Source organism: Cellulosilyticum lentocellum DSM 5427 (assembly GCF_000178835.2).
In the GTDB taxonomy this organism is placed as follows: Bacteria; Bacillota; Clostridia; order Lachnospirales; family Cellulosilyticaceae; genus Cellulosilyticum; species Cellulosilyticum lentocellum.
Window position 1 is genome coordinate 4283761 of record NC_015275.1, and the last position, 19991, is coordinate 4303751.

Annotated in this window: 16 protein-coding genes and 1 other annotated feature; of the genes, 2 read left to right on the plus strand and 14 right to left on the minus strand. The window is 34.5% G+C overall.

The annotated features are described in order from the left end of the window. Window positions 1-333: 333 nt before the first annotated feature. Window positions 334-1290, minus strand: a complete 957-nt coding sequence (locus CLOLE_RS19525; RefSeq protein WP_013658848.1) for a peptidase U32 family protein — start codon at window positions 1288-1290, stop codon at window positions 334-336. Next, window positions 1287-2126: a hypothetical protein gene (locus CLOLE_RS19530; protein WP_013658849.1), complete on the minus strand. Its 840-nt coding sequence runs from the start codon at window positions 2124-2126 to the stop codon at window positions 1287-1289. Before CLOLE_RS19530 ends, CLOLE_RS19525 begins: the two co-directional genes overlap by 4 nt. Window positions 2127-2330: 204 nt before the next feature. On the opposite strand from CLOLE_RS19530, the gene CLOLE_RS19535 reads away from it, so the two are divergent. Beyond that, window positions 2331-2891 (plus strand): GNAT family N-acetyltransferase, encoded by a 561-nt coding sequence (locus CLOLE_RS19535; RefSeq protein ID WP_013658850.1) that lies wholly within the window; start codon window positions 2331-2333, stop codon window positions 2889-2891. A gap of 243 nt (window positions 2892-3134) precedes the next feature. Here the strand turns inward: CLOLE_RS19535 and CLOLE_RS19540 are convergent, their stop codons facing one another. The 9 genes from CLOLE_RS19540 to trpB all read right to left on the minus strand — a co-directional run bounded on the left by CLOLE_RS19540 (window position 3135) and on the right by trpB (window position 16099). Next, entirely contained in the window at window positions 3135-4073 is a 939-nt protein-coding gene (locus CLOLE_RS19540; RefSeq protein ID WP_013658851.1) for a DUF2812 domain-containing protein, read from the minus strand. Between the two features lies 1 nt (window position 4074). After that, window positions 4075-4404, minus strand: a complete 330-nt coding sequence (locus CLOLE_RS19545) for a PadR family transcriptional regulator (RefSeq protein WP_013658852.1) — start codon at window positions 4402-4404, stop codon at window positions 4075-4077. A gap of 507 nt (window positions 4405-4911) precedes the next feature. Next, entirely contained in the window at window positions 4912-5703 is a 792-nt protein-coding gene (locus CLOLE_RS19550; protein WP_013658853.1) for an ABC transporter permease, read from the minus strand. Further along, window positions 5700-6494, minus strand: a complete 795-nt coding sequence (locus CLOLE_RS19555) for an ABC transporter permease (protein ID WP_013658854.1) — start codon at window positions 6492-6494, stop codon at window positions 5700-5702. The genes CLOLE_RS19550 and CLOLE_RS19555 overlap by 4 nt, the downstream gene beginning before the upstream one ends. Continuing rightward, a complete protein-coding gene (locus CLOLE_RS19560; protein WP_157864173.1) occupies window positions 6469-7476 on the minus strand; it encodes an ABC transporter ATP-binding protein in 1008 nt (335 codons plus the stop codon). Before CLOLE_RS19560 ends, CLOLE_RS19555 begins: the two co-directional genes overlap by 26 nt. Before the next feature lie 130 nt (window positions 7477-7606). After that, on the minus strand, window positions 7607-9787 hold the full coding sequence (locus CLOLE_RS19565; protein ID WP_013658856.1) for an endonuclease MutS2: 2181 nt from the start codon (window positions 9785-9787) through the stop codon (window positions 7607-7609). Between the two features lie 592 nt (window positions 9788-10379). Continuing rightward, window positions 10380-13091: a vWA domain-containing protein gene (locus tag CLOLE_RS19570; RefSeq protein WP_013658857.1), complete on the minus strand. Its 2712-nt coding sequence runs from the start codon at window positions 13089-13091 to the stop codon at window positions 10380-10382. Window positions 13092-13259: 168 nt separating this feature from the next. Then, on the minus strand, window positions 13260-14747 hold the full coding sequence (locus CLOLE_RS19575; RefSeq protein ID WP_013658858.1) for a L,D-transpeptidase family protein: 1488 nt from the start codon (window positions 14745-14747) through the stop codon (window positions 13260-13262). A gap of 173 nt (window positions 14748-14920) precedes the next feature. Further along, window positions 14921-16099: a tryptophan synthase subunit beta gene (trpB, locus tag CLOLE_RS19580; RefSeq protein ID WP_013658859.1), complete on the minus strand. Its 1179-nt coding sequence runs from the start codon at window positions 16097-16099 to the stop codon at window positions 14921-14923. Window positions 16100-16245: 146 nt separating this feature from the next. After that, window positions 16246-16507: a binding site (T-box leader), on the minus strand. A 288-nt stretch (window positions 16508-16795) separates the two neighbouring features. Here trpB and CLOLE_RS19585 point away from each other — a divergent pair. Then, window positions 16796-17773 carry an IS630 family transposase gene (locus CLOLE_RS19585; RefSeq protein ID WP_013655912.1) on the plus strand — a complete coding sequence of 326 codons (978 nt, stop codon included), beginning with the start codon at window positions 16796-16798 and terminating at the stop codon, window positions 17771-17773. 243 nt (window positions 17774-18016) lie between these two features. Here CLOLE_RS19585 and CLOLE_RS19590 read toward each other — a convergent pair whose 3' ends face one another. From CLOLE_RS19590 to CLOLE_RS19600, 3 genes are read right to left on the minus strand one after another with little or no spacing between them, the layout of a single operon-like run. Further along, on the minus strand, window positions 18017-18619 hold the full coding sequence (locus tag CLOLE_RS19590; protein ID WP_013658860.1) for a TIGR04100 family radical SAM protein: 603 nt from the start codon (window positions 18617-18619) through the stop codon (window positions 18017-18019). Further along, a complete protein-coding gene (locus CLOLE_RS19595) occupies window positions 18619-19146 on the minus strand; it encodes a TIGR04002 family protein (RefSeq protein WP_013658861.1) in 528 nt (175 codons plus the stop codon). Before CLOLE_RS19595 ends, CLOLE_RS19590 begins: the two co-directional genes overlap by 1 nt. Next, window positions 19143-19973 carry a pyridoxamine kinase gene (locus CLOLE_RS19600; protein ID WP_013658862.1) on the minus strand — a complete coding sequence of 277 codons (831 nt, stop codon included), beginning with the start codon at window positions 19971-19973 and terminating at the stop codon, window positions 19143-19145. The genes CLOLE_RS19595 and CLOLE_RS19600 overlap by 4 nt, the downstream gene beginning before the upstream one ends. Between the last annotated feature and the right edge of the window lie 18 nt (window positions 19974-19991).

A 19991-nucleotide genomic window follows, 5' to 3' on the forward strand; every position in this document is an offset into this window, starting at 1 on the left:
CCCTTATTTTTCATGTATTTTCGTATACTCTTTTTTAATTTTCCAATCTGTAATCTACATATGAACTACTCTTATGTATACCGTTTAATCGTTTTATCTTATTCCTTGATTATGTTAACTCTATTTATGATAAATCCGGAACATCTGATTAATCCTAGTCCTAATCTCATCTCTCGTTTGTCTTTACTAATTAATGCATCTACCAAAGGTCATAGTCCTATGGATATTATCTATTACTGTATAAAACATAAGGTAGTTATAAGTACTCCTCTATCTACCTATAACTACCTTATCTTTTTATATTTCTATAAAGCTCTTTCTTTTAGGAAGGACTTAAAATCTTACCTCTGGATAATAGCAAGATAATCCTAATTTACACATCATGACTCTGTCTTCTGGAAAGTGCATCTTATCTAAATACTCTTCTTTAGACCCGCACCTTTTAGCAAGGTCTATATTATCCTTAATAATTTTAATATCCTTGCAAATATATTGCCATTCATCTGAACGGCCTACAATTTTACACGCAGCAATACCCATTTCTACAAAATCATAAATGCCACATAAACCACAGGCATAATTATGAAAGGAGTTGTTATAAATCATATCATTAAGTTCGGCTGTATTCTTGCTATGAAAATCATTATTTTTTAGCCGTAGCTCTTTACCGGCATGTTTAATACTGCTACAAATAGAGCAGCGTTCCTTTCGATGAAGTCCCAAACAATTCGAATCAGAAAAACTACAACCATTGCGCATCATAAAGATTTCATACTCTGCTTCTGGTGCTGCTTTTTTAATAGCTTCTATTTCTGCAATAGCTAAATCTCTTGGTAAAATAATACGCTTTGTGCCCTTTTCTTGATAAAAGATAGCAATATCTTTATTATATACACCACTAATAGTACTGATAACAGAGGGAACACCTATTTCTCTGGCTAAAATCACTTGTTCTATACAAGATACAATTACCCCATCAACGCCTGCCTCTTTCACGTGCTCAAAATAACGTTTCATAAATGCTAATTGTTCATCCGAATAAATGCTCGAATTAAAAGTGATATAAACCTCTTTCCCCTTTGCTTTTATAGCCTTAACGATTTGCAAAACTGTATCTAGGTCATACGGATTGGAGATTTCCTTGAAACCAGACATACGGTTAATATCTGCAAAGTCCCCAAAGGTATCACTCCACTCCTTATCAAAAAAGCCGATATAAAACTCCCCAGCTCCTGCTTCTATATAATCATCTATATGCTCTAGATTATTAAGTGGCGCTAATACTTTCATTTTCCCACCTCCAAATCAATAGGAAAGTAAATCATTCTCATATGCTCTAGCTCATAAATGCTGCATTCTCTGTTCTCAAAGTAAATCGTTTTCCCTATTCTGAGCCACTCCCTATCATCCTCCAAGTCATAGCTAATGATATGAGAACTACATTCATGAGTACAAGGATTATTGGGCCTAAACTTTTTATCAATTTCTTTATTAAGCGAAGCATATTCACAAATATGTCCTGTCGTCATATAACAATACGGTCCATGAATCCCTACTATAAGTTCTTCTGGTGCTTCTCTAAAATTGATTCCCACATGGGTTGGGTCAAACTCAACCCCTTTTACTTTAAAAGCCTTGACCAACTCTAACATATACTTGTTAAAAATTTTAGGGCTTAAAACCTGATTAAAGTATTCCTCATATCTAGGATCTCTATAATCTTTAGTAAACAATCTTCCTAAATGAAGAGAAACATGATATCTATCACTAACATATGCCAGCATACCATAGTCATTAACCACAACTTCATCTATTATTTTGCCTAACCACTCTTTGATGATAGCTAGTTTTTCCTTTCCTCTTTTTAAATCCTTTTCTGAAAAGGTAGGGACTACTAAAGTAAGTGCTACACCTTCTTTTTCACAAAACCCTCTTAACTCATCTAGCATCTCTTTTGATTGATGAAGAAAATATTGACCACAAAAATAAGAGCCTATATAAATACGCTCACATTTATCAAATCCTGCTATTTCATTAGCCTTTGTTATTATCTCCTGAAAATCTGGTATCAGCTCATACAAGTGATGTATAATTTCACACAGATTTAAACAGTTTAACTGACTCATTACTTTTACTCCTAACACTTTTGCTATTATTATCATATTATCTCTTTTATAATGTCCTACTAGCGAAAAAACTATTCGCCCCATCTTGATATGAGTAAGCTACAAAAAAATAATCATAGAAGAGCCAAAAATACAATAATATTTGAAAAATAGCATCTATTATGTTAAACTATTCAAATTAATCATTTTTAAGGAGGTAATTTTATGAAACATTTAGGAACAGTTACCCTAGAAACACCACGTCTTATTTTAAGAAGGTTTAGTTTAGAGGACTCAGAAACGATGTTTAACAATTGGGCCAGTGATGATGAGGTTACAAGATTTTTAACTTGGCCTACTCATACCAGCGTGCAAACTACCCGTGAAATTATCTCTATGTGGATTAATGAATATACTAGTGAAAAATGCTATCAGTGGTGCATTGAACTAAGGCAAACTCATGAAGCTATTGGTAGCATTGGCATTGTTCACCTGTCAGAAGAAATTTCTTCCGCCGAAATTGGATACTGCATTGGTAAGGCTTACTGGCACCAAGGTATTACCTCTGAGGCCTTAGCAGCAATTATAGCTTTCTTATTTAATCAAGTAGGTGTTAACCGCATTGAAGCTAGACACGATAGCAATAATCCTAACTCCGGAAAAGTAATGCTGAACTGTGGCCTAAAATATGAAGGAACAAGACTTATGGCTGATAGAAATAATTCCGGTATTTGTGACGTAGTCCTCTATGGACTTATTGCTAGAGACTATACGCCTACCATTTAGTTAAGCCCCATTACTTTTCATAGCCTAGAAAAAACTATGGCTATAGACTACATAAAACTATTTCCTTACAAACTTCTACGAGGTAGCTGATATAAAGCATTTCCTTTCACGAAAAATGAAGAGACTGCTACGAACTTACCTCAAACACAAGATTGTATATAAGCAAATCAATTGCTGAGTTACATCTTATATTGAAGTATTATTTCGCTACAGTCTCTTATTATTATCATCTTTACTTTAAAATCATTTAGCAATTTTAAGATCCACTTGCACACTCGTGCTTGCCGCTTGAGTAGAGTCAAACTGATAACTATAGTATGCCCTATAAGTACCTGCTACTAAATCTAACTTCCAATCATTCACTGTACACTCATTAGCTACATTTTTATAAACCTCTTTGCCGTTCTGATCTTGCATAGAAACCATCATTGTCCCTTTTTCTGCCCTAAAATCTAAATCAAGATAATAGGTGCCACTCTTTTTAATTTCAATATCACTACTACTTCGAGGCAGATTTTCTTGAGGCATCTCAATATAATTAAAATTTTCATTAAAAACTGTATCAGAACCACTAGAGTAAAAAAACATACTTGCAACTAATAAAATAATTGCTGCTGGAAAGGTCCATTGAAATGGGATATAGAATATTTCTTTCTTACCGGCTCTTCTTAATTTTGTAGATATAAGTCCTAACCCCATAGTTAGGCCTAGTATAGCAAAGACAAGTCCTTCTATAACTATTAGACTTTGATGGTTTACTATACCCATTGCAAAATAAGCAATTGCCATTACTGCATAAATCCCTGCAAATATTGTAAGTAATCTAAGCCACCTATTTTGCATTTCATACAAAGACTCTCTATCTGTGTATATTTTAGCCTCATCTTCTTCCATTCCCTCTTGGTATAGCTTTCTAAAATAATGCCAACCGTTAAAAGTAGAATTAATATACTCCCATCCCTGTTCTTCAAAAATGTCTTTGTATCTTATAAAGTCTTTTATGTCTGTATTATAATCTAATTGATAGATATATCTTACACTATTATCCCTTTTAAATTCACTATGAAAACATCCTCCCTTAGTGAGTTGTAACCCCTTCTTTGAAGCTTCATTTAAGGCCTTCTCCTCTTTTTCATATTCCCAAGCTGCATACCATTTATAACTCTTAACCTTATCCTTCATTTTATTTTCCCCCCAATATCATTTCAGATCCTTTAACTAATCGTTTTAACCTTGTAACCTCTTGCTCTAATATTTCTTTGCCCAGTGGTGTTAGTTCGTATAATCTTTTTCTTTTATCTTCTGGGTTTTCACTTTCTGTTTCTCTAATCCAACCTTTTTTCATCATATTACTTGTAGCACCATACATAGTTCCTGAGCCTATTTTCACATTACCTTCTGATAGGATTATGGTATCTTGCATAATGCCATAACCATGATTAGGTTTATTGTAAAGGCAAAGGAGAATGTAATAGTAGCTTTCTGTTAAAGGTTCATTCTTAGCTTTAAGCATGTGCATAACTCCTCTCTTCTTTATCTCATTCATATATTTTGTATCTGACCCAATATGTGTCGTCAAGCAATATGTCGTGATACGATATATACTGTGTTTATATCGTATCACGACATATATCGAGTGTCAACATACTTTTGTTTTTTAATAAATTCTTTATAATCACCCGGCTATTACTACAAATAAAAATTTGTCTTGGCGTTTATGAGAAATACGTCTGAGAGAAAATGAGTGAGTATGGGTGCCTTCCGTTGTTCCGGTTCACATTTTTTGAAGCACTAAGTTCACTTATTTAGATGAACGGCAGAACTCACTTCGTTCAAACAACTGCCTAAAACCCATCTAAAACGTTCACTAAGTGCTTCTAAAAATGCTCCCAAGTCACTACTCCAGGCACCCATACCCACTCATTTTCACCAACGTTGTTGACCTCATAAACATCCAAGACAGTGAAGCAGCGTGGAAAGAAGGCGTTTGTATAGCTGAATAGTTATAAGATAATTACTGTTAACTGCTGGCACTTTTATAGTGCTTAAGCCCATATTTCCAGAACTTTAGCATAATTGTTGTAAATAGAATCACTATTAGAGTAGCATAAATCAGTCCCTCTATACTGATAGACTTGCTTAAAATCTTTGCTGGTATGGTAGCCATAATGCCATAGGGTAATACAACACAAAATAAAAGCTTAAAAATCCCCTTAAATAAGTTGCCCGGTATCTTCATACACATTTCTATACATTCTCCCTCTAATCGATCAATACTAGAAGTAGAAATAACAAAGAAGCTTATAGTTCGTAAAATCACTTCCATATCGTAATATAAAATGCACATTAATAGAACAAATACCACATAGAGAAGAACCGTCTCCATTCCAATCGATACCTTCAACTGACTTATGCCATAAGCTATAATCACGATACTAAAAAAAAGAAGTGGCACAGAACCTATGTCAATATTTTCTAGACTTAATCTTAGTAAAGGATTAATAGGCTTTGTTAAATAGTGGTCTAAGCCCCCTTCTTTTATCTTAGTGGGAATATTAATCACGCCAAAGAAATACACCACCATATTAATGGCATTAATTAAAGAGAAGGTTCCTATAAAAACTATCATTTCGCCTCTTCCCCATGCTCCAATTGCTTCTACTTGCCCATAAATAGCGTTAAAACTTAAGAGCTGAAATATAAATAAACTGCCATCTACAAAAAGACTTCCAAAGAAGCTTAGTCTAAAAACCATCATTTGCGAAAGCCTTAGCTTTAAAAGAAGCTTTATAAATCTTAATTCTCTTCTCATATTCCCACCCCGTCATATCTTACTCTTAGCCTTTGGTATAAATAGTGATTAATAAACTTAAAAGCCATAATCCATAGTGCCACTATTACTATGCCTTTACCTAACTCCTCATCATTTCTCCCCATCAAAAGCATAGTTGGCAAATAGGAGCTATAATAAAATGGTAGTAATTTAATGACTTCCACCACTGCACTTGGAAGAAGAACTAGAGGAATGATGCCTCCTGATATAAAGCTCATCAAGTTAGACTCAATCATAATGAATAGCCATATATTCTGAAAGATAAAAGCTAATAAGCCGATAAAGTAATGAAATTGAATCATGAAGTAGGCGCTTCCCATAAATAATAAAACAGCTCCTAGGATAAGCTTTATCTCTCCTGTTAGTAGCAGTGGCACTTGAAATATAATAACCCACATAAGAGTTGCTACTATGCTAAGGAAAAAGTAAGTGACAAGGCTTCCTAGGGTCTTGCTAACGTAGTATCTCTGAATGTTAATAGGAAGTATCATGTATTTAGAAAAGGTACCTCCTCTAATCTGATTGTTCATATCTTCGCTTACACTTCTAGATGCATCTAAATTAGATAAAAATGACTGAATCACATAGTAAGATAACATACCACCAAAGGTAAATCCGCCTATTTCGGCTTGATTTTCAAAAATGGTACTCCAAAGAACATAAGCAAATAAAATCTTAGTAATAGTAAAGATAACTTTAAAAGCTAAATCAAAACGCCATATAAGCTGGGTTTTACAATAAACTTTAGCAACTGCTAAGCTCTTGTTCATCCTGACCACCCTCTTCCTCATAAATGCGCCTAGCTACTTCTCCAATATCCTCTTCTTCAATGCTAAAATCCAAAATAATATTTTCTCTTAATAAATTCCCCAGTAATTCTCCTGTCCTCTCATTTGGCATGATTAAGGTGAGTTCATTTCCCTTTTCCTCAATGACCTTTATTTCAGAAAGTAGACTAGGCCTTTCCCCTTCGAACTGAAGTGTTACCTTCTTAAACTTCTGATACTTATCGAATAACTCATGAGTACTGCCATCATAGAGTTTCTTGCCATGATTAATCACAATGCACCTATCACAAAGCTTTTTAATATCTTCCATGTAGTGAGAGGTTAATAGCACCGTAGTTCCCTTTTCTTCATTAACTTTCTTTAAAAAACCACGAATTTGTTGCTGCGTTGTAGCATCTAAACCAATAGTAGGTTCATCAAGAAAAAGGATTTTAGGATTATGAAGTAAGGAAACTATTAATTCCATCTTCATGCGTTCACCTAAAGACAAGGTTCTTACTTGCACATTCATTAAATCTTGGACCTGAAAAAGTTCTATAAAATAGTCCACATTCTCTCTGTATAAATTCTCTGGTAAATCATAAAGTTCCTTGAAAAGATAAAAAGTATCTGCTGGCGTCAGTTCAAAAAACAACTGACTTTTTTGTCCCATAACTACTGCATACTGGTACTTTAAAGCATTTTCTAGCTTATTAGGATAATAGCCTAGTACTTGTATTTCTCCAGCGCTAGGTGGAATAATCCCCGTTAACATTTTAATGAAAGTAGTCTTACCTGCACCATTAGGACCTATTAGTCCCACCATCTCTCCTTGCTCTATTTCTAAACTTAAATCTGAAACAGCAGTCTTGTAAATATACTCACGTTTAAATAAACTTTTAATACTGCCTTTCATCCCCTCTTCTTTCTTATACCTTTTATACTTCTTAGTTAAATGTTCCACTGAAATAATAGCCACTCTCATTCCTCCCCACATCATCTTTACACTCTATATGTTATCAGTTATCTTCAGAAAATATAGACTTATAATTCGCTTTGTGTTATCCTATAGCTAGAGGTCTAGATAAGTGGCGCTATCAATTAGCGCCACTTTTTTATTGGTACGATTGCCAGTTTGCTTCTTCTTCACTTTCGTAAGTAGCACTCATCCCTTCTTGATAACCCTTAGTCATTTTCTTCTTAGCTTTGCGATTGGCAACACTATCAAAAACTATAGAGAAATCATAATCAGCTGGATAAAGTTCACTAGTAGCTACTAGAAGTTTAAGCCTTTTAGCTGCCACCCATCTTTTAGAGCCTTTGATTTGCACCCCTATCTTGCCTTCTTCATTGACCGTATGAAAAACCAGGCCTTTTTCTTTATTGGGGAAAACAAGAACACTATCTCCTACATGAAAGCTTTTTGCTTTTGCTGATGCCTTCTCTTTACGTTCGGATTGACCTTTAAGCTGAGGAGTAGCTGCTACTTTTCCCAATTCACTATCTAGTGCTTTGATTAGTCCTTGCGCTTTCTCTATAGCCTCACTATTATTGGTCTTCTTATTGACTATATGATTAGTAGGAATCTCCTTGTTTGTATTAACTTCTTCCTTCCCCCTTGTACCTTCTACTCTACTTGAATCATGGTTCCCTGATACCTGAGTCTGTGGCTTTTCATTACCTATTGTATTGCTATCACCGTTTTCTAAAGTTTGAGTTTTTGTCCTTTTATCAATTGCTTTATTCATATAATCATCTTGTGACATCACTTGCTCTTTATAGGTGTAGCTATTTGCAAGCCGAATCAGTGATTTTGGAAAGCCTAGCTTTTCTGCAATATAAAAGGCACAGCTCTCTCCAGCTTCTCCAATTTCTAATTTATAAAGCGGCTTAAGGCTTTCTTTATCAAAGCACATTCTAGCATTTTGATAGCCTTCGGCTTCTGTAGCATATTCCTTTACTTCTGGATAGTGAGTTGTTGCTACTAATAGGCATTCCTTTTGGCGAAGTGCTTCTAAAATAGCGATGGCAATCCCCATTCCTTCTGCTGGGTCTGTTCCTGAACCTAATTCATCTAATAAAACTAAACTGTCTTTAGTGGTTTGTTTTAAGATGTCAATAATATTCACAATATGAGAAGAAAAAGTAGATAAACTTTCTTCTATACTTTGGCCATCACCTATATCACATAAAATCTGATTAAACATCTTAAAAGTACTTCCCTCTGCCACAGGCACATGCAGACCGCACTGAGCCATCATAGATAAAAGTCCTACTGTTTTAAGAGCTACTGTTTTCCCTCCTGTATTAGGCCCTGTCACAATAATGCCTCTAATACCAGCCTTCATGTAAAAGTCTAGTGGCACACACTTTTCTTTATTTAATAGTGGATGTCTACCCTCTTTGATCTCTAACTTTCCTGTTACACTCACCTTTACCGCTCTTGCTTGGAGCTGTTGTGAAAGCTTAGCTTTGGCAAAGGCCACATCTAGAACCTCCATCATCTCCATATTAAGACGCATATCTGAAATATAATTTTCCACCTCATTTGTCAAGCTATAAAGTACCTTTCTCACTTCGTTATCTTCTTCAATTTCTAGAAGCCTTAGCTCCTCTTGAAGCTTACCTACTGCTGATGGTTCAATAAAGACGGTGCTTCCTGTTCTAGAAGTATCTAGTACTGCTCCCTCCACCTGACTTTTGTACTCTCTTTTAACAGCTAAGGCATAACGACCTCCACGCTCAATAATATAAAAATCAGCTAGATAGTCTTTCTTTCCACGCATGATTTTTTCAAGGCGTTGTTTGACTTGTTCTCTTTTGACTTCTATATCACGCCTTATCCCCTTGAGCGCTGTAGATGCTTCACTATCTACTTGGTTATTACGAATACTTAATTCAATAAGTTCTTTAAGGACATCTAGGTCACAAAAACCTCTACCATAGGTAGCCAGATTGCAATCTAGAAACTCTGCTCGTGATAGATAACGTCTCATATTGTTGCATCCTTTAATAAAGGATGCCACTAACATCAATTCTTCTGGCATTAGTAAGGTACCTATGCTTACCCTCTCTAGCATGCTTTCCATGTACTGCATAGAACTAATGGGTGGTGTCCCTAAACTATCTAAGATTCTTCTGGCCTCGGTAGTCTCCCTCATCTTAAGCTGACAAATTTTCTCATCCAACATCATCTCTAAGCCTAATAACTTTTGTTTTGCTTTATCAGATACAGCCATTTCGCTAAGCAGCTTTAAAATCTTGTTAAATTCTAATATTTCTACAGTTTGTTTCATCGTTGCTCTCCTTATATCCTTATATAATTTATTTCTTATTTTCTCATTTTGATTAACAATTTTATTTTCATTTTATAAGAAGATCAAGACTCATTTATTAAGTTGGTTCTACTTTAAAAATAAAAAAGCCCCTAAGTACTTCTGCCTTTTGCAAAAAGACATCATCTTAGAGACTTAATAAAGATTACTAAATAAAACGCTGAGCTATAAACAGACTCTCTCCGTTTTAATTACGTAATCATATGAACCAATGCAAAACAATATAAAAAGGCATAGATAGACTATGCCTTTAGAATTTACATTGGATTTCCGTAAAAGGTTTGGGTTTATTAAGCATTCTGAAAAGGCAGAAGAGGTTGCCACTTAACTTAAAGGCGCACTCAAACAGACCATAACCTTGTATGATCCAAAAAGCCTTCTTAGCTGGTGACACACTATTAAATTAGTACTTGATCTCCTTTATCAGATACAATTAACAAACACTTCTTCCTCTCTGTTATTATTTACTTTATAATAATACTTAAAAAATCTAAAGTCAAGAAAATAAAAGTATTGCTAATGGTTCATTTGCCACTAGCAATACTTCTCCACATTAATTAATCTTCGCAATCTCTATATAGTTCACACCAATTTGCTCACTCTTTGATAAGTTAGCATATTCTGCATCATAGTAAATACCATCATATATACCAGCATCTTTAATTCGTTCAGCACCTGCAACCACAGCAGTTACATTTCTAGTATTATTTGAGCTATTATCGATATAGGTTGCAATATATTCATCATATTTTACTGTCTCTTGCATATTAGTTGGAATATAAACTGTGATTCTATAAACTTCTCCGCCATTGGCAATAAATGGTTTTGCCGAGCTCTCTTTATTAAATTCAACAGTTATTACTTCATCATTTATTCCTGGTGTAGACATAGTATAATAATCACTGTCAACTATTGACCAAGACTTATTTCCTAATCCATCAACAGATGCTAGTTTTTCAACTCTTACTTGTACCCTTGGCATGGTGAATTTCATTAGTTTGGTTCCTGCCATTGTTTCATCAAGTAAAGATTTAACATTAATTTTATAAGTAATGTCTTTTGTATATTTATCAAATTTTACTTCTGTTGCAACATTAGTAACACCTTCTGGTTGAATAACATTATACCCTTTATCCACAGTTGCTTTTAACTCAGTATTACCATGACCTGTAGGTAAGGTATTGTTTACATTAGGTACAGCTACTGTTGCCTCCTTACGATATGAATCAGGATTAGGATCGGTGTCTGGTCCAACTTTAACTCCAAGGATATCCTCAACTGTGCCTCCTACTATTTCACAACTTAGTTCTGCTAAAGTTGTATCTCCTGTAGGTTCTATTTCTAGAGTACTAGAATTAACCCTTGTATCTAGACCAACTTTTAAGTTTGGAATTTGAGCATCATCATCTGGCACCTTAAGCCATGCAGAAGCTGAGGTTCCTGCATAAACTTTAGTCGCTGACTCTTTCTCACTATCAACACTATAGATATCAAATTTTATACCTGCCCAGAGTGCCTTTTTAGAAATACTAGGTATAGGCAATACCTTAGCTACTCCTGTACTATCTAAATAATCTATTTGTGCTTGTGAACTTATTGGATAAGCTACTCCCAATGCCCCACTTGTCATATTGACTCTATAACGAATGATAGCTGGTATCCCTTCATTTAACTTACCAATATCCCACTTAACTTGTTTGCTATCTGTATTTAATATTTGTCCTTGTGTGTAAATAACATTTTTATCAGACCAGTCTGCACTATCAATATTACCTAAATCTACTTTAGCGGCACCATAGTTTGCTAAACTACTATCAACGACAATCTGAAATTCATTTGATAAAGCATCAGACATTTCACATTTACTTCCTGCTTCTTGAATTTCTCCTGCTATTTCCGCGAATATCTCATTTAATGCATTACCTGTATCATCCGCTAAATAAAACTTAGCTTTATTTGTTGATTGATCTACACTAGCACAATCAAATAATTCCTTTGCTCCATTTGAGCCACTTGCTATACCTGCTCCTATAGTATAGACTATGCATCCTTTGTTCTTAGCACTATTTGCTGCTGTTCTAGAGTTTCCTGCATTAGATTCTCCATCGCTTAATACAACAATCATCTTATTAGGTGCCGTGCTATTTGATAATATTTGGCTTGCAATTTCAATTCCCCTACCTGTATTAGTTCCATCTGTTCCTAGTACATTATATGCTGATTCAATTCCGGATTTAAGATTGCTGTTAGTAACTTTAGAAGCTGTTCCCGCATAAGTTACTACACTAATATTAACATCTTCTTTTTCTTGTAAAGTATCTAAAAAGGTATAACTTGCATCTTTTACTTTATCAGCTCTGCTTACATAACAAGAATTTGCTATGAAATCTCCTGGTAAAGTATGTGTATGATTTTGAGTACATTTTAAAATATAATATTCTTCATCATAACAGTCAGCATTATGTCTATGCCACCTATTGCTATTGGTACATGTAAGTACTGTACACTTTTGTGCATTAGGGTTGTTTTTATCAACTACACCTTGCCCCATGCTACCAGATCTGTCTAGAACTAATACAACATCTGTTGCTTCTTGTAAAACAACATTTTTACCTTCAACTTTTACTTCTATTTCCCAAACATTTTTTGCTGCTAATTCTTTTGCTGTTTTTGTTACAGTAAGTCCATCTTGGGTCACCACTACTACATCTGCTGATGAGGCCGCTACGTTAGAAGAACTATATCGTGAAAAGCCACCTTTAGAAGAGCCATCAGCCTTTACAGTGGTTTTAAAAACAACACGTTTATTATGTGCCTGAGAAGTCAGCTCCATAAAATTAATCTCATCAACTTCAACTTTGTAGTCAGTCGTCAGCCAGTTAGGATCATTTGTCACCTGCCCTGATTGATCTAACCAGTCCTCTACCCATTTACCGTTCTCATCTTTATAGGTAAATAAAGTACCTATTTTAATATTTCCACCAGTCTTGTAAACATAGGCATCAATATAAAAATTTGCCGTACAGCTTATATTGAATCGTTCATTTTCATTTTGCGCAGTAGTGTTAGACTTATGCAAAGATACAGTTACTTGACTAACCTCGTTATTATTATAAATAACAGGTATTTTTCTATAGCCACCATCCGCTTTTTTAACCTCACTAGGTATTCTGTCTATTAACTCTGCTGCAAATACATTGCATACCTGTAATGTCATCATGATAGATAATAAGATACCTACTACTCTTCTTTTTATCTTCTTCATTCTACCCCTCCTATAAATAATCTAAATGATACAACATCTTCTTGTATTATTTTGTTGTATATTCTAATTATATTACATTTTTCTGAGTTTTTAAATGAATTATTTTTACTATTTTTAGAATATATTTTATTCATTTTTATCATATTGTAATATTTTGTCTATATTGTTTTAGTTTTCAAAATAGCAAACAACAGGTACACCTGATTCTATATTAGAAAAAATATCTCCTGCTACTTTACTAGGTAGATTAACACAGCCATGAGAACCATTGGTACGATAAATTTCTCCACCAAAAGCATCTCTCCAACTTGCATCATGAAGACCTATCCCCCCATTAAAAGGCATCCAATACTTAACAGGTGTTGCATACCCTGGGCCTCTTAAAACAGCGTTTGGTTTTTTATAATCTAAGGTGTACGTTCCTTCTGGTGTATCATAATGTTTTTTTAGATTACCTGTTACTATATCACTCTTTACAACAAGCTTTCCTTCCTTATAAAACCACATATATTGCTTAGATAGATTAATCTCTACATAAGTTGAACCAATATCATCTTTTCCTAGTTTAAGCGCACTTTGAGTATAAAGGGGCATCCTTTTCACTGGTTTTCCTTGCTTTAGTAGTTCAATGACTTCGCCTATTTCATCTTGTACATTGAGTTTCCAGCCATAATCTCCCCCTTTTACCTTTACTCTTCTACCTGTACTTGTAGTAAAATATCTTTCTTGCCCTAAAGTATCATAACTATTTGCAAGCCCTATGATATAATCTGCAACGGCTTCTTCATCTAATACAACCTGCATTTGTTCATTAACACTTAACCATGAACTAATTTGTGTTTGACCTATCACTTCTTGTTTATCTCCAAAGTCATAAGTAATCTCTGCCTTTAGATAATGATTAAGCTCATCTTGTAGATTTTTTAATTTTTTAGATTCCTTATCATATAATGCTTTTTTATAGCATGACTGCTTATCTAAATCTAGGATTTTATCTTCTGCTTTAATTGCCTTGCTTACAGCCGTATAAAGCACAATTGGATCTACTGTATTGCCTTTATCACCTTCTACAATCTGGTAGGAACCATCTATGTACTTGATACTTGCATCTACTGGTTTTCTGATATATTGATCTGTTAAACAAGTTAATGTATTTACTTTATCTTGAAGTAATTGTGGATTATAACTAATCTCCTTAGTCACTTCTAAATGGGTAGCTTCAAAGATATGCCAGGGCCAGCTCCATGGGTTTTGATTTTCCTTGGCTTCTGTAATACCCTTTGACATCTGATAAACCAGTTCTATATCACTGCCTTTAATTAACTCTAGCTGCCCCTGCCTTTCTCTAAGCTCTAATATATAATACTTACTCGTATCTTCTACCTTGGTTACTGCTTCCTCTAGATTGCTTCCACCTATTTTTATGCCATTCATCTGAGTTCCCCAATAAAAATGTCCAGTAAAATAAATAACGCCTCCTATATACAAGAGGCTTAAACTTCCTATGGTCATGCTAATTGCTATGAAAAGCTTCTTATTTTTGATTCTTTTTTTAAGACTCTCTTTTATTTTTTTGCTTATAGTGCATACTGTCTGTAATAGCTTGATATTTAGTACTTTGCATTTAACACTATTTAATTGATCTTTCCATTTCATTTCATATTCCCCATTTACTCCGATTCAATATCCTATCATATGTAAATGGTCTTTCATTTAGTACAAATAAAAGGGTTCTATAGCTGAACTAATGACTTAGAAAAAAGAGTTGTTTCAGCTTAGCTACCACCATAGCCTTTATTGCTGAAACAACTCTTTTTCCTTTTTAACTTCTATTGATTTTCTTTTAAATAATCGGCTATTGCCTCAACATCTTTATCTCCACGGCCTGAAACCGTAACAATAATGGCTTCCTCTGGCTTACAGGTAGGTGCATATTTCATAGCATAAGCTAATGCATGAGAACTCTCAATCGCTGGCAAAATACCTTCTGTTTTACAAAGGGTTAGAAGTGCTTCAACAGCTTCAGCATCTGTAATAGTGACATATTTGCCTCTACCTATCTCATTTAGATAAGCATGTTCTGGTCCTATTCCTGGGTAATCAAGCCCTGGTGAAATAGAATAAACAGGCGCAACTTCTTTGTTTTCATCTAATACACAAAGCGTCTTCATCCCATGTAATACTGTTGGCTCACCCTTAGCTATAGTAGCTGCATGCATAGGGGTATCAATTCCTTTACCTGCTGCTTCTACGCCAATTAGCTCAACTTCTGAATCCTCTATATAGGCCGCAAAAGAACCTATAGCATTGCTACCACCACCTACACAAGCAATAATTGCTTTAGGGAGCTTCCCTTCTTTTTCTAGAATTTGTGCCCTAGATTCTTCACTAATGACTTTTTGGAAGTGCTTTACAATAGTTGGGTAAGGATGTGGTCCTACTGCTGAGCCAAGTACATAAAAGGTATCATCAGAAGCATTTACCCATGCATCAATAGCTTCATCAACGGCTTCTTTTAAGGTCTGAGTACCTGAAGTAGCTGCTACTACCTTTGCCCCTAGCATTTCCATACGAAATACATTAAGTGCTTGCCTTTTCATATCTTCTTTGCCCATATAAACAGTGCATTCCATACCCATAAGTGCTGCTACTGTTGCTGTTGCAACACCATGTTGACCAGCTCCTGTTTCAGCAATTACCTTCTTTTTACCCATACGTTTTGCAAGTAATACTTGCCCTAGTACGTTGTTAATCTTGTGAGCTCCTGTATGATTAAGGTCTTCTCTTTTTAAATAAATTTTAGCGCCCCCACAAGCTTTCGTTAAGTTGTCTGCATAATAAAGTGGTGACTGACGACCTACATAGTCTTTTAAGTAATAATTAAGTTCTGCATTAAACTCTTCATCATCACGATACTTTAAGAAAACTTCTTCTAACTCTTTAAGTGCTTTAAGCTGTGCTTCTGGCACATAAGCGCCACCAAAACTTCCGAATACATCTTTTAACATAATCAATCCCTCCAATTAGTTTTATTAGTAACTCATTTCTATGAATAGTTACTATGGTTTCAATCAAATGAGGAATTTTCTAGAACCCTAGGGACTAGCTTTTTGGATTTACACCTTATGCTTGCAAACAAAAAGAGCCCTATCGTCCATGGGACGATAGAACTCGTGGTGCCACCCAAATTATATCTTTGAAAGGTTACTCCCCTAGAAAGATATCACTTTAACAGATACGGCATTTATGATGCGATATCCTGTTCCTATAACGTAGAACTTACGACTCTGACTACTCTTAGTTCACCAGGCATCTCCCAAACCCATTCCTTATAATCTCCTGTACTGGACCTTTCACCAATCGCCAGCTCGCTGAGGCACTTAATTATAAGTACTCTTTTTGTTCCTAGAATTTAATTCCGATTTAATTACTATTTATGATATGCAATTCTTAATAGATTGTCAATATTTTTTATATATTTCATATTTTATTATATTATAGATAAACCATTTTAAATACTGTTATATGTTTGTATGATTTCTGTTATTTTTCATATCCTAAGTAAAAAAGGATTAGGAGATGACATTTATGAGCAGAACAACTTCCGTAACAGCTGAACTTCATGGATACTCGTTAGAAGAACTAAAAAATTAAGAAGATCTTATTCTACAGAGATAGGTAGGAATGTTCTTACGACAGTTGTTATGCTTATAGAAGGCAATTCAGTTAAACAAATTGCAGATTTTCTTGCAGTACGTTTAATTACTGTTTATACCTATATAAATCGTTGGAATGAGCTTGGTATTTCTTCTTTAGAAGACTATAGAGGTAGAACCCCTTCTAATTGCAAAATGACAGCTGAAATGGAACATGATCTTTTAGAAGTGGTTCAGCATAATATCCCTAATGATTTTGAGTTTCTAGGCAATGTTTGGACTGCCAAGCTTTTATCAGATTATCTTAATCAAAACTACGGGATAAGGCTATGCCCACAATGTATTAGAGATACACTTCATAAAAACAACTATAGCTTCAAACGAGCTCAAAAAAGACCAAGTAAAGGTGTAAAATCTGAGCAAGAATCGTTTAAAAAAATGATAGAAACTACGAGTACTGTAGAAAACGATTCTGATAGTGTTTTGTATGTTATGGACGAAACTGCCCTAAGAACAGAATCTGATAACAGGAGAACTTGGAGTCCAGTTGGGGTGTCCCCTATCTTAGAAAGCAATGGTTCTCATCAAGGGGTTAATATTATTGGTGCAACAGAAATAACCAAAAACTTTGATACAATAGCCGATATATATGATGCAGCACATACTATCAAAGGTAAAGAAATAAAAGAATTTTTAAGTGAACTATTAGAACGTAATCTTGGAAAGAAGGTGTATGTTGTTTTAGATAATGCTAAAACACATAATAATCATGAGATTCAAGAGTTCTGGAGTCAAAATACTAATAGGTTAGTACTTATTAATACCCCCGTTTATTCACCACAACTTAATCCACAAGAAAACATTTGGAACTTGCTTAAGAATAAAGTGTATACAGTAGGTGCTAAAGAGAGTACTGATGCACTCTTTGAAGAAGTTAATCATCTATATAATCAATTCAATGATGATAAAGGGCTAATTAAAAACATCGTTAATCCCAGAAATTACTACTTCAAGTCCAGAATATAAGTAGGTATTTTAGTCCTACTTATTTCCTGAAATATTACAACATTATTTAGTTTTATAAATGGTTTATCTATATTATGTACTTTTTTCTCGCTATAATCATTAGCATATTTGAGATAATGCCTTTATGAGAGTTACGAAGATAAAACTCCCAATATAACAACATAAAATATTTAAACCACCTTATAATAATAGTGTAGTTGTATTCCTTAGTATCAACTACACTATTATTATATTCTATACTTTCTATTCAATATATTCTCTTACACGTAAACCAATTCCCATTTCTTCTGCAAGTTTTCTACTAGCTTCAATTTGTTCTTTTGATATTACCTTATCTACTACAGAAAAAGTCACGCTTCCAATATACTTTTTACAATCCGTGGCAAATTTAAGAAGTGCATCAAACGACTCTATGCCAAAACGAGGTCTTGCTACCTTTAAATACGCTTCTTTATTAGGTGCATTTAAGCTTATTGAAATGGCATCTACATATCCCTCTAAGAGCTCTGCTGTTGGCTTATTATGAATAAGATCCGCTAAACCATTGGTATTTACACGAATTTTAATTTTACTCTTTTCTCTAATGTATTTGCATACTTCTATAACTGTTTCAATTCTGGTAAGTGGCTCACCATAACCACAAAAGACGATTTGGTCATAGCTATCTAAATTATAATTCTTTAGATCATCTAAAATTTCCTCCAGACTTGGATCATGAGGTAACCACAAGTTATCATTTTGGCCTACAGTATCATGGTCAATTCTTACACAGAAGGTACAGGAACAAGGACATTTGTTCGTTAAGTTGACATATAAACTATTTTCTATTTGGTAAATAATCGTCATTACACATTTCCCCTTAGTTGTCTTTTTAATTTATTTTTTACTCCCATCATATCAAAAGCATAACCCATAGCTAAAAATACAATAGCACTACCTAGTGGTTGTAATAAACCTGGTAATACAGCTGCAAGACCAGCCATAAAGTTACCTGTCATAATGGCATCAGCAAGAAAATACCCAAATACACCTGTTAAACCTGCTAATACCACTGCTACTACGTTTCTTATGCAAATAAACTTACCTTTACCACTTGTAAAATAGATCACTAATAATGGCTTAATAAGCATTGTTGGTATCACCCACACCATACCTCCCGGTGTAATGGCATCTGATAAAGCAGCACCAATAGCACCTGCTGCCATAGCATAAGGCAATGGCAGTATGCAAGCTGCTAAATAAATCATACTATCTCCCACATGAATAACATGTGCCCCTATTCCCGTTGGAATATTAATACGTGTCACTACAAAAATAATAGCTGCAAATAAAGCCGTCATAACTAATGTTCTTGTTTTTTCTGATTGATTCATTTTATACTCAGCTCCTTTAAAAACGGCTCATACATAATTCCCTCTTTTGTGCTCAAATTAAAGTCCGATGTATATGTAATGGCCTGGCTTATAAATGTACTTGCTATATCAACTGCTTCTTCTAGACTATAACCATGGGTTAAATATCCACATAGCACAGAAGCAAAAATATCTCCTGTTCCACTATAGGACTTACCATTATAAGCTACTTCTTTCATAAAGTAGATAGCCTTATTAAAGTCTAGCCCTATATTCATTAATCGCTCAGGATGTGCTTCATCACAAACTCCGGTAATAACAATCTGTTTAGGCCCTAATTTAGCTAGTTCTTTGGCATAGCTTTTAATCTTCTCTTGGTTAATGCCCCAAGCTAAATCATAGCCTGTTAATAGTGAAAACTCTGTTATATTAGGTGTAATAATATCTGCTTTAGCTACTAACTCCTTCATATGGGTAGGATACGCTTCATCATAAATACTATAAAGTTCACCATTATCCCCCATAACTGGATCTATTAAAACCAGCGTTTTATCTTCTTTAAAAAGCTGAATAAATTCTAATACAATTTTGATCTGCTCTTTAGATCCCAAAAAGCCAGAATAAATACTATCAAAACGATATCCAATGTCCTTCCAATGCTGAAAAAACTGTCCCATATAAGGGGTAAAATCTAAAAAAGAAAATGAATCAAACCCTGTTTGATTTGATAAAATAGCCGTTGGCAATGGACAAGCCTGCACCTGTAATGTATTTAACAAGGTGAGTGCTACTGTTAAAGAGCACCTGCCTATACCTGATAGATCATTAATAACTGCTGCCTTTTTCATAGGAGCCTCCTTAAGAAA

What these genes read in the sequence shown, in the direction of transcription:
- CLOLE_RS19555 (WP_013658854.1), bottom strand. Translation starts at nt 6,494, where the DNA reads ATGAACAAGAGCTTAGCAGTTGCTAAAGTTTATTGTAAAACCCAGCTT.
- CLOLE_RS19565 (WP_013658856.1), bottom strand. Translation starts at nt 9,787, where the DNA reads ATGAAACAAACTGTAGAAATATTAGAATTTAACAAGATTTTAAAGCTG.
- CLOLE_RS19535 (WP_013658850.1), top strand. Translation starts at nt 2,331, where the DNA reads ATGAAACATTTAGGAACAGTTACCCTAGAAACACCACGTCTTATTTTA.
- CLOLE_RS19590 (WP_013658860.1), bottom strand. Translation starts at nt 18,619, where the DNA reads ATGACGATTATTTACCAAATAGAAAATAGTTTATATGTCAACTTAACG.
- CLOLE_RS19595 (WP_013658861.1), bottom strand. Translation starts at nt 19,146, where the DNA reads ATGAATCAATCAGAAAAAACAAGAACATTAGTTATGACGGCTTTATTT.
- CLOLE_RS19550 (WP_013658853.1), bottom strand. Translation starts at nt 5,703, where the DNA reads ATGAGAAGAGAATTAAGATTTATAAAGCTTCTTTTAAAGCTAAGGCTT.
- CLOLE_RS19570 (WP_013658857.1), bottom strand. Translation starts at nt 13,091, where the DNA reads ATGAAGAAGATAAAAAGAAGAGTAGTAGGTATCTTATTATCTATCATG.
- CLOLE_RS19560 (WP_157864173.1), bottom strand. Translation starts at nt 7,476, where the DNA reads ATGAGAGTGGCTATTATTTCAGTGGAACATTTAACTAAGAAGTATAAA.
- CLOLE_RS19525 (WP_013658848.1), bottom strand. Translation starts at nt 1,290, where the DNA reads ATGAAAGTATTAGCGCCACTTAATAATCTAGAGCATATAGATGATTAT.
- CLOLE_RS19540 (WP_013658851.1), bottom strand. Translation starts at nt 4,073, where the DNA reads ATGAAGGATAAGGTTAAGAGTTATAAATGGTATGCAGCTTGGGAATAT.
- CLOLE_RS19585 (WP_013655912.1), top strand. Translation starts at nt 16,796, where the DNA reads ATGCTTATAGAAGGCAATTCAGTTAAACAAATTGCAGATTTTCTTGCA.
- CLOLE_RS19575 (WP_013658858.1), bottom strand. Translation starts at nt 14,747, where the DNA reads ATGAAATGGAAAGATCAATTAAATAGTGTTAAATGCAAAGTACTAAAT.
- CLOLE_RS19530 (WP_013658849.1), bottom strand. Translation starts at nt 2,126, where the DNA reads ATGAGTCAGTTAAACTGTTTAAATCTGTGTGAAATTATACATCACTTG.
- CLOLE_RS19545 (WP_013658852.1), bottom strand. Translation starts at nt 4,404, where the DNA reads ATGCTTAAAGCTAAGAATGAACCTTTAACAGAAAGCTACTATTACATT.
- CLOLE_RS19600 (WP_013658862.1), bottom strand. Translation starts at nt 19,973, where the DNA reads ATGAAAAAGGCAGCAGTTATTAATGATCTATCAGGTATAGGCAGGTGC.
- trpB (WP_013658859.1), bottom strand. Translation starts at nt 16,099, where the DNA reads ATGTTAAAAGATGTATTCGGAAGTTTTGGTGGCGCTTATGTGCCAGAA.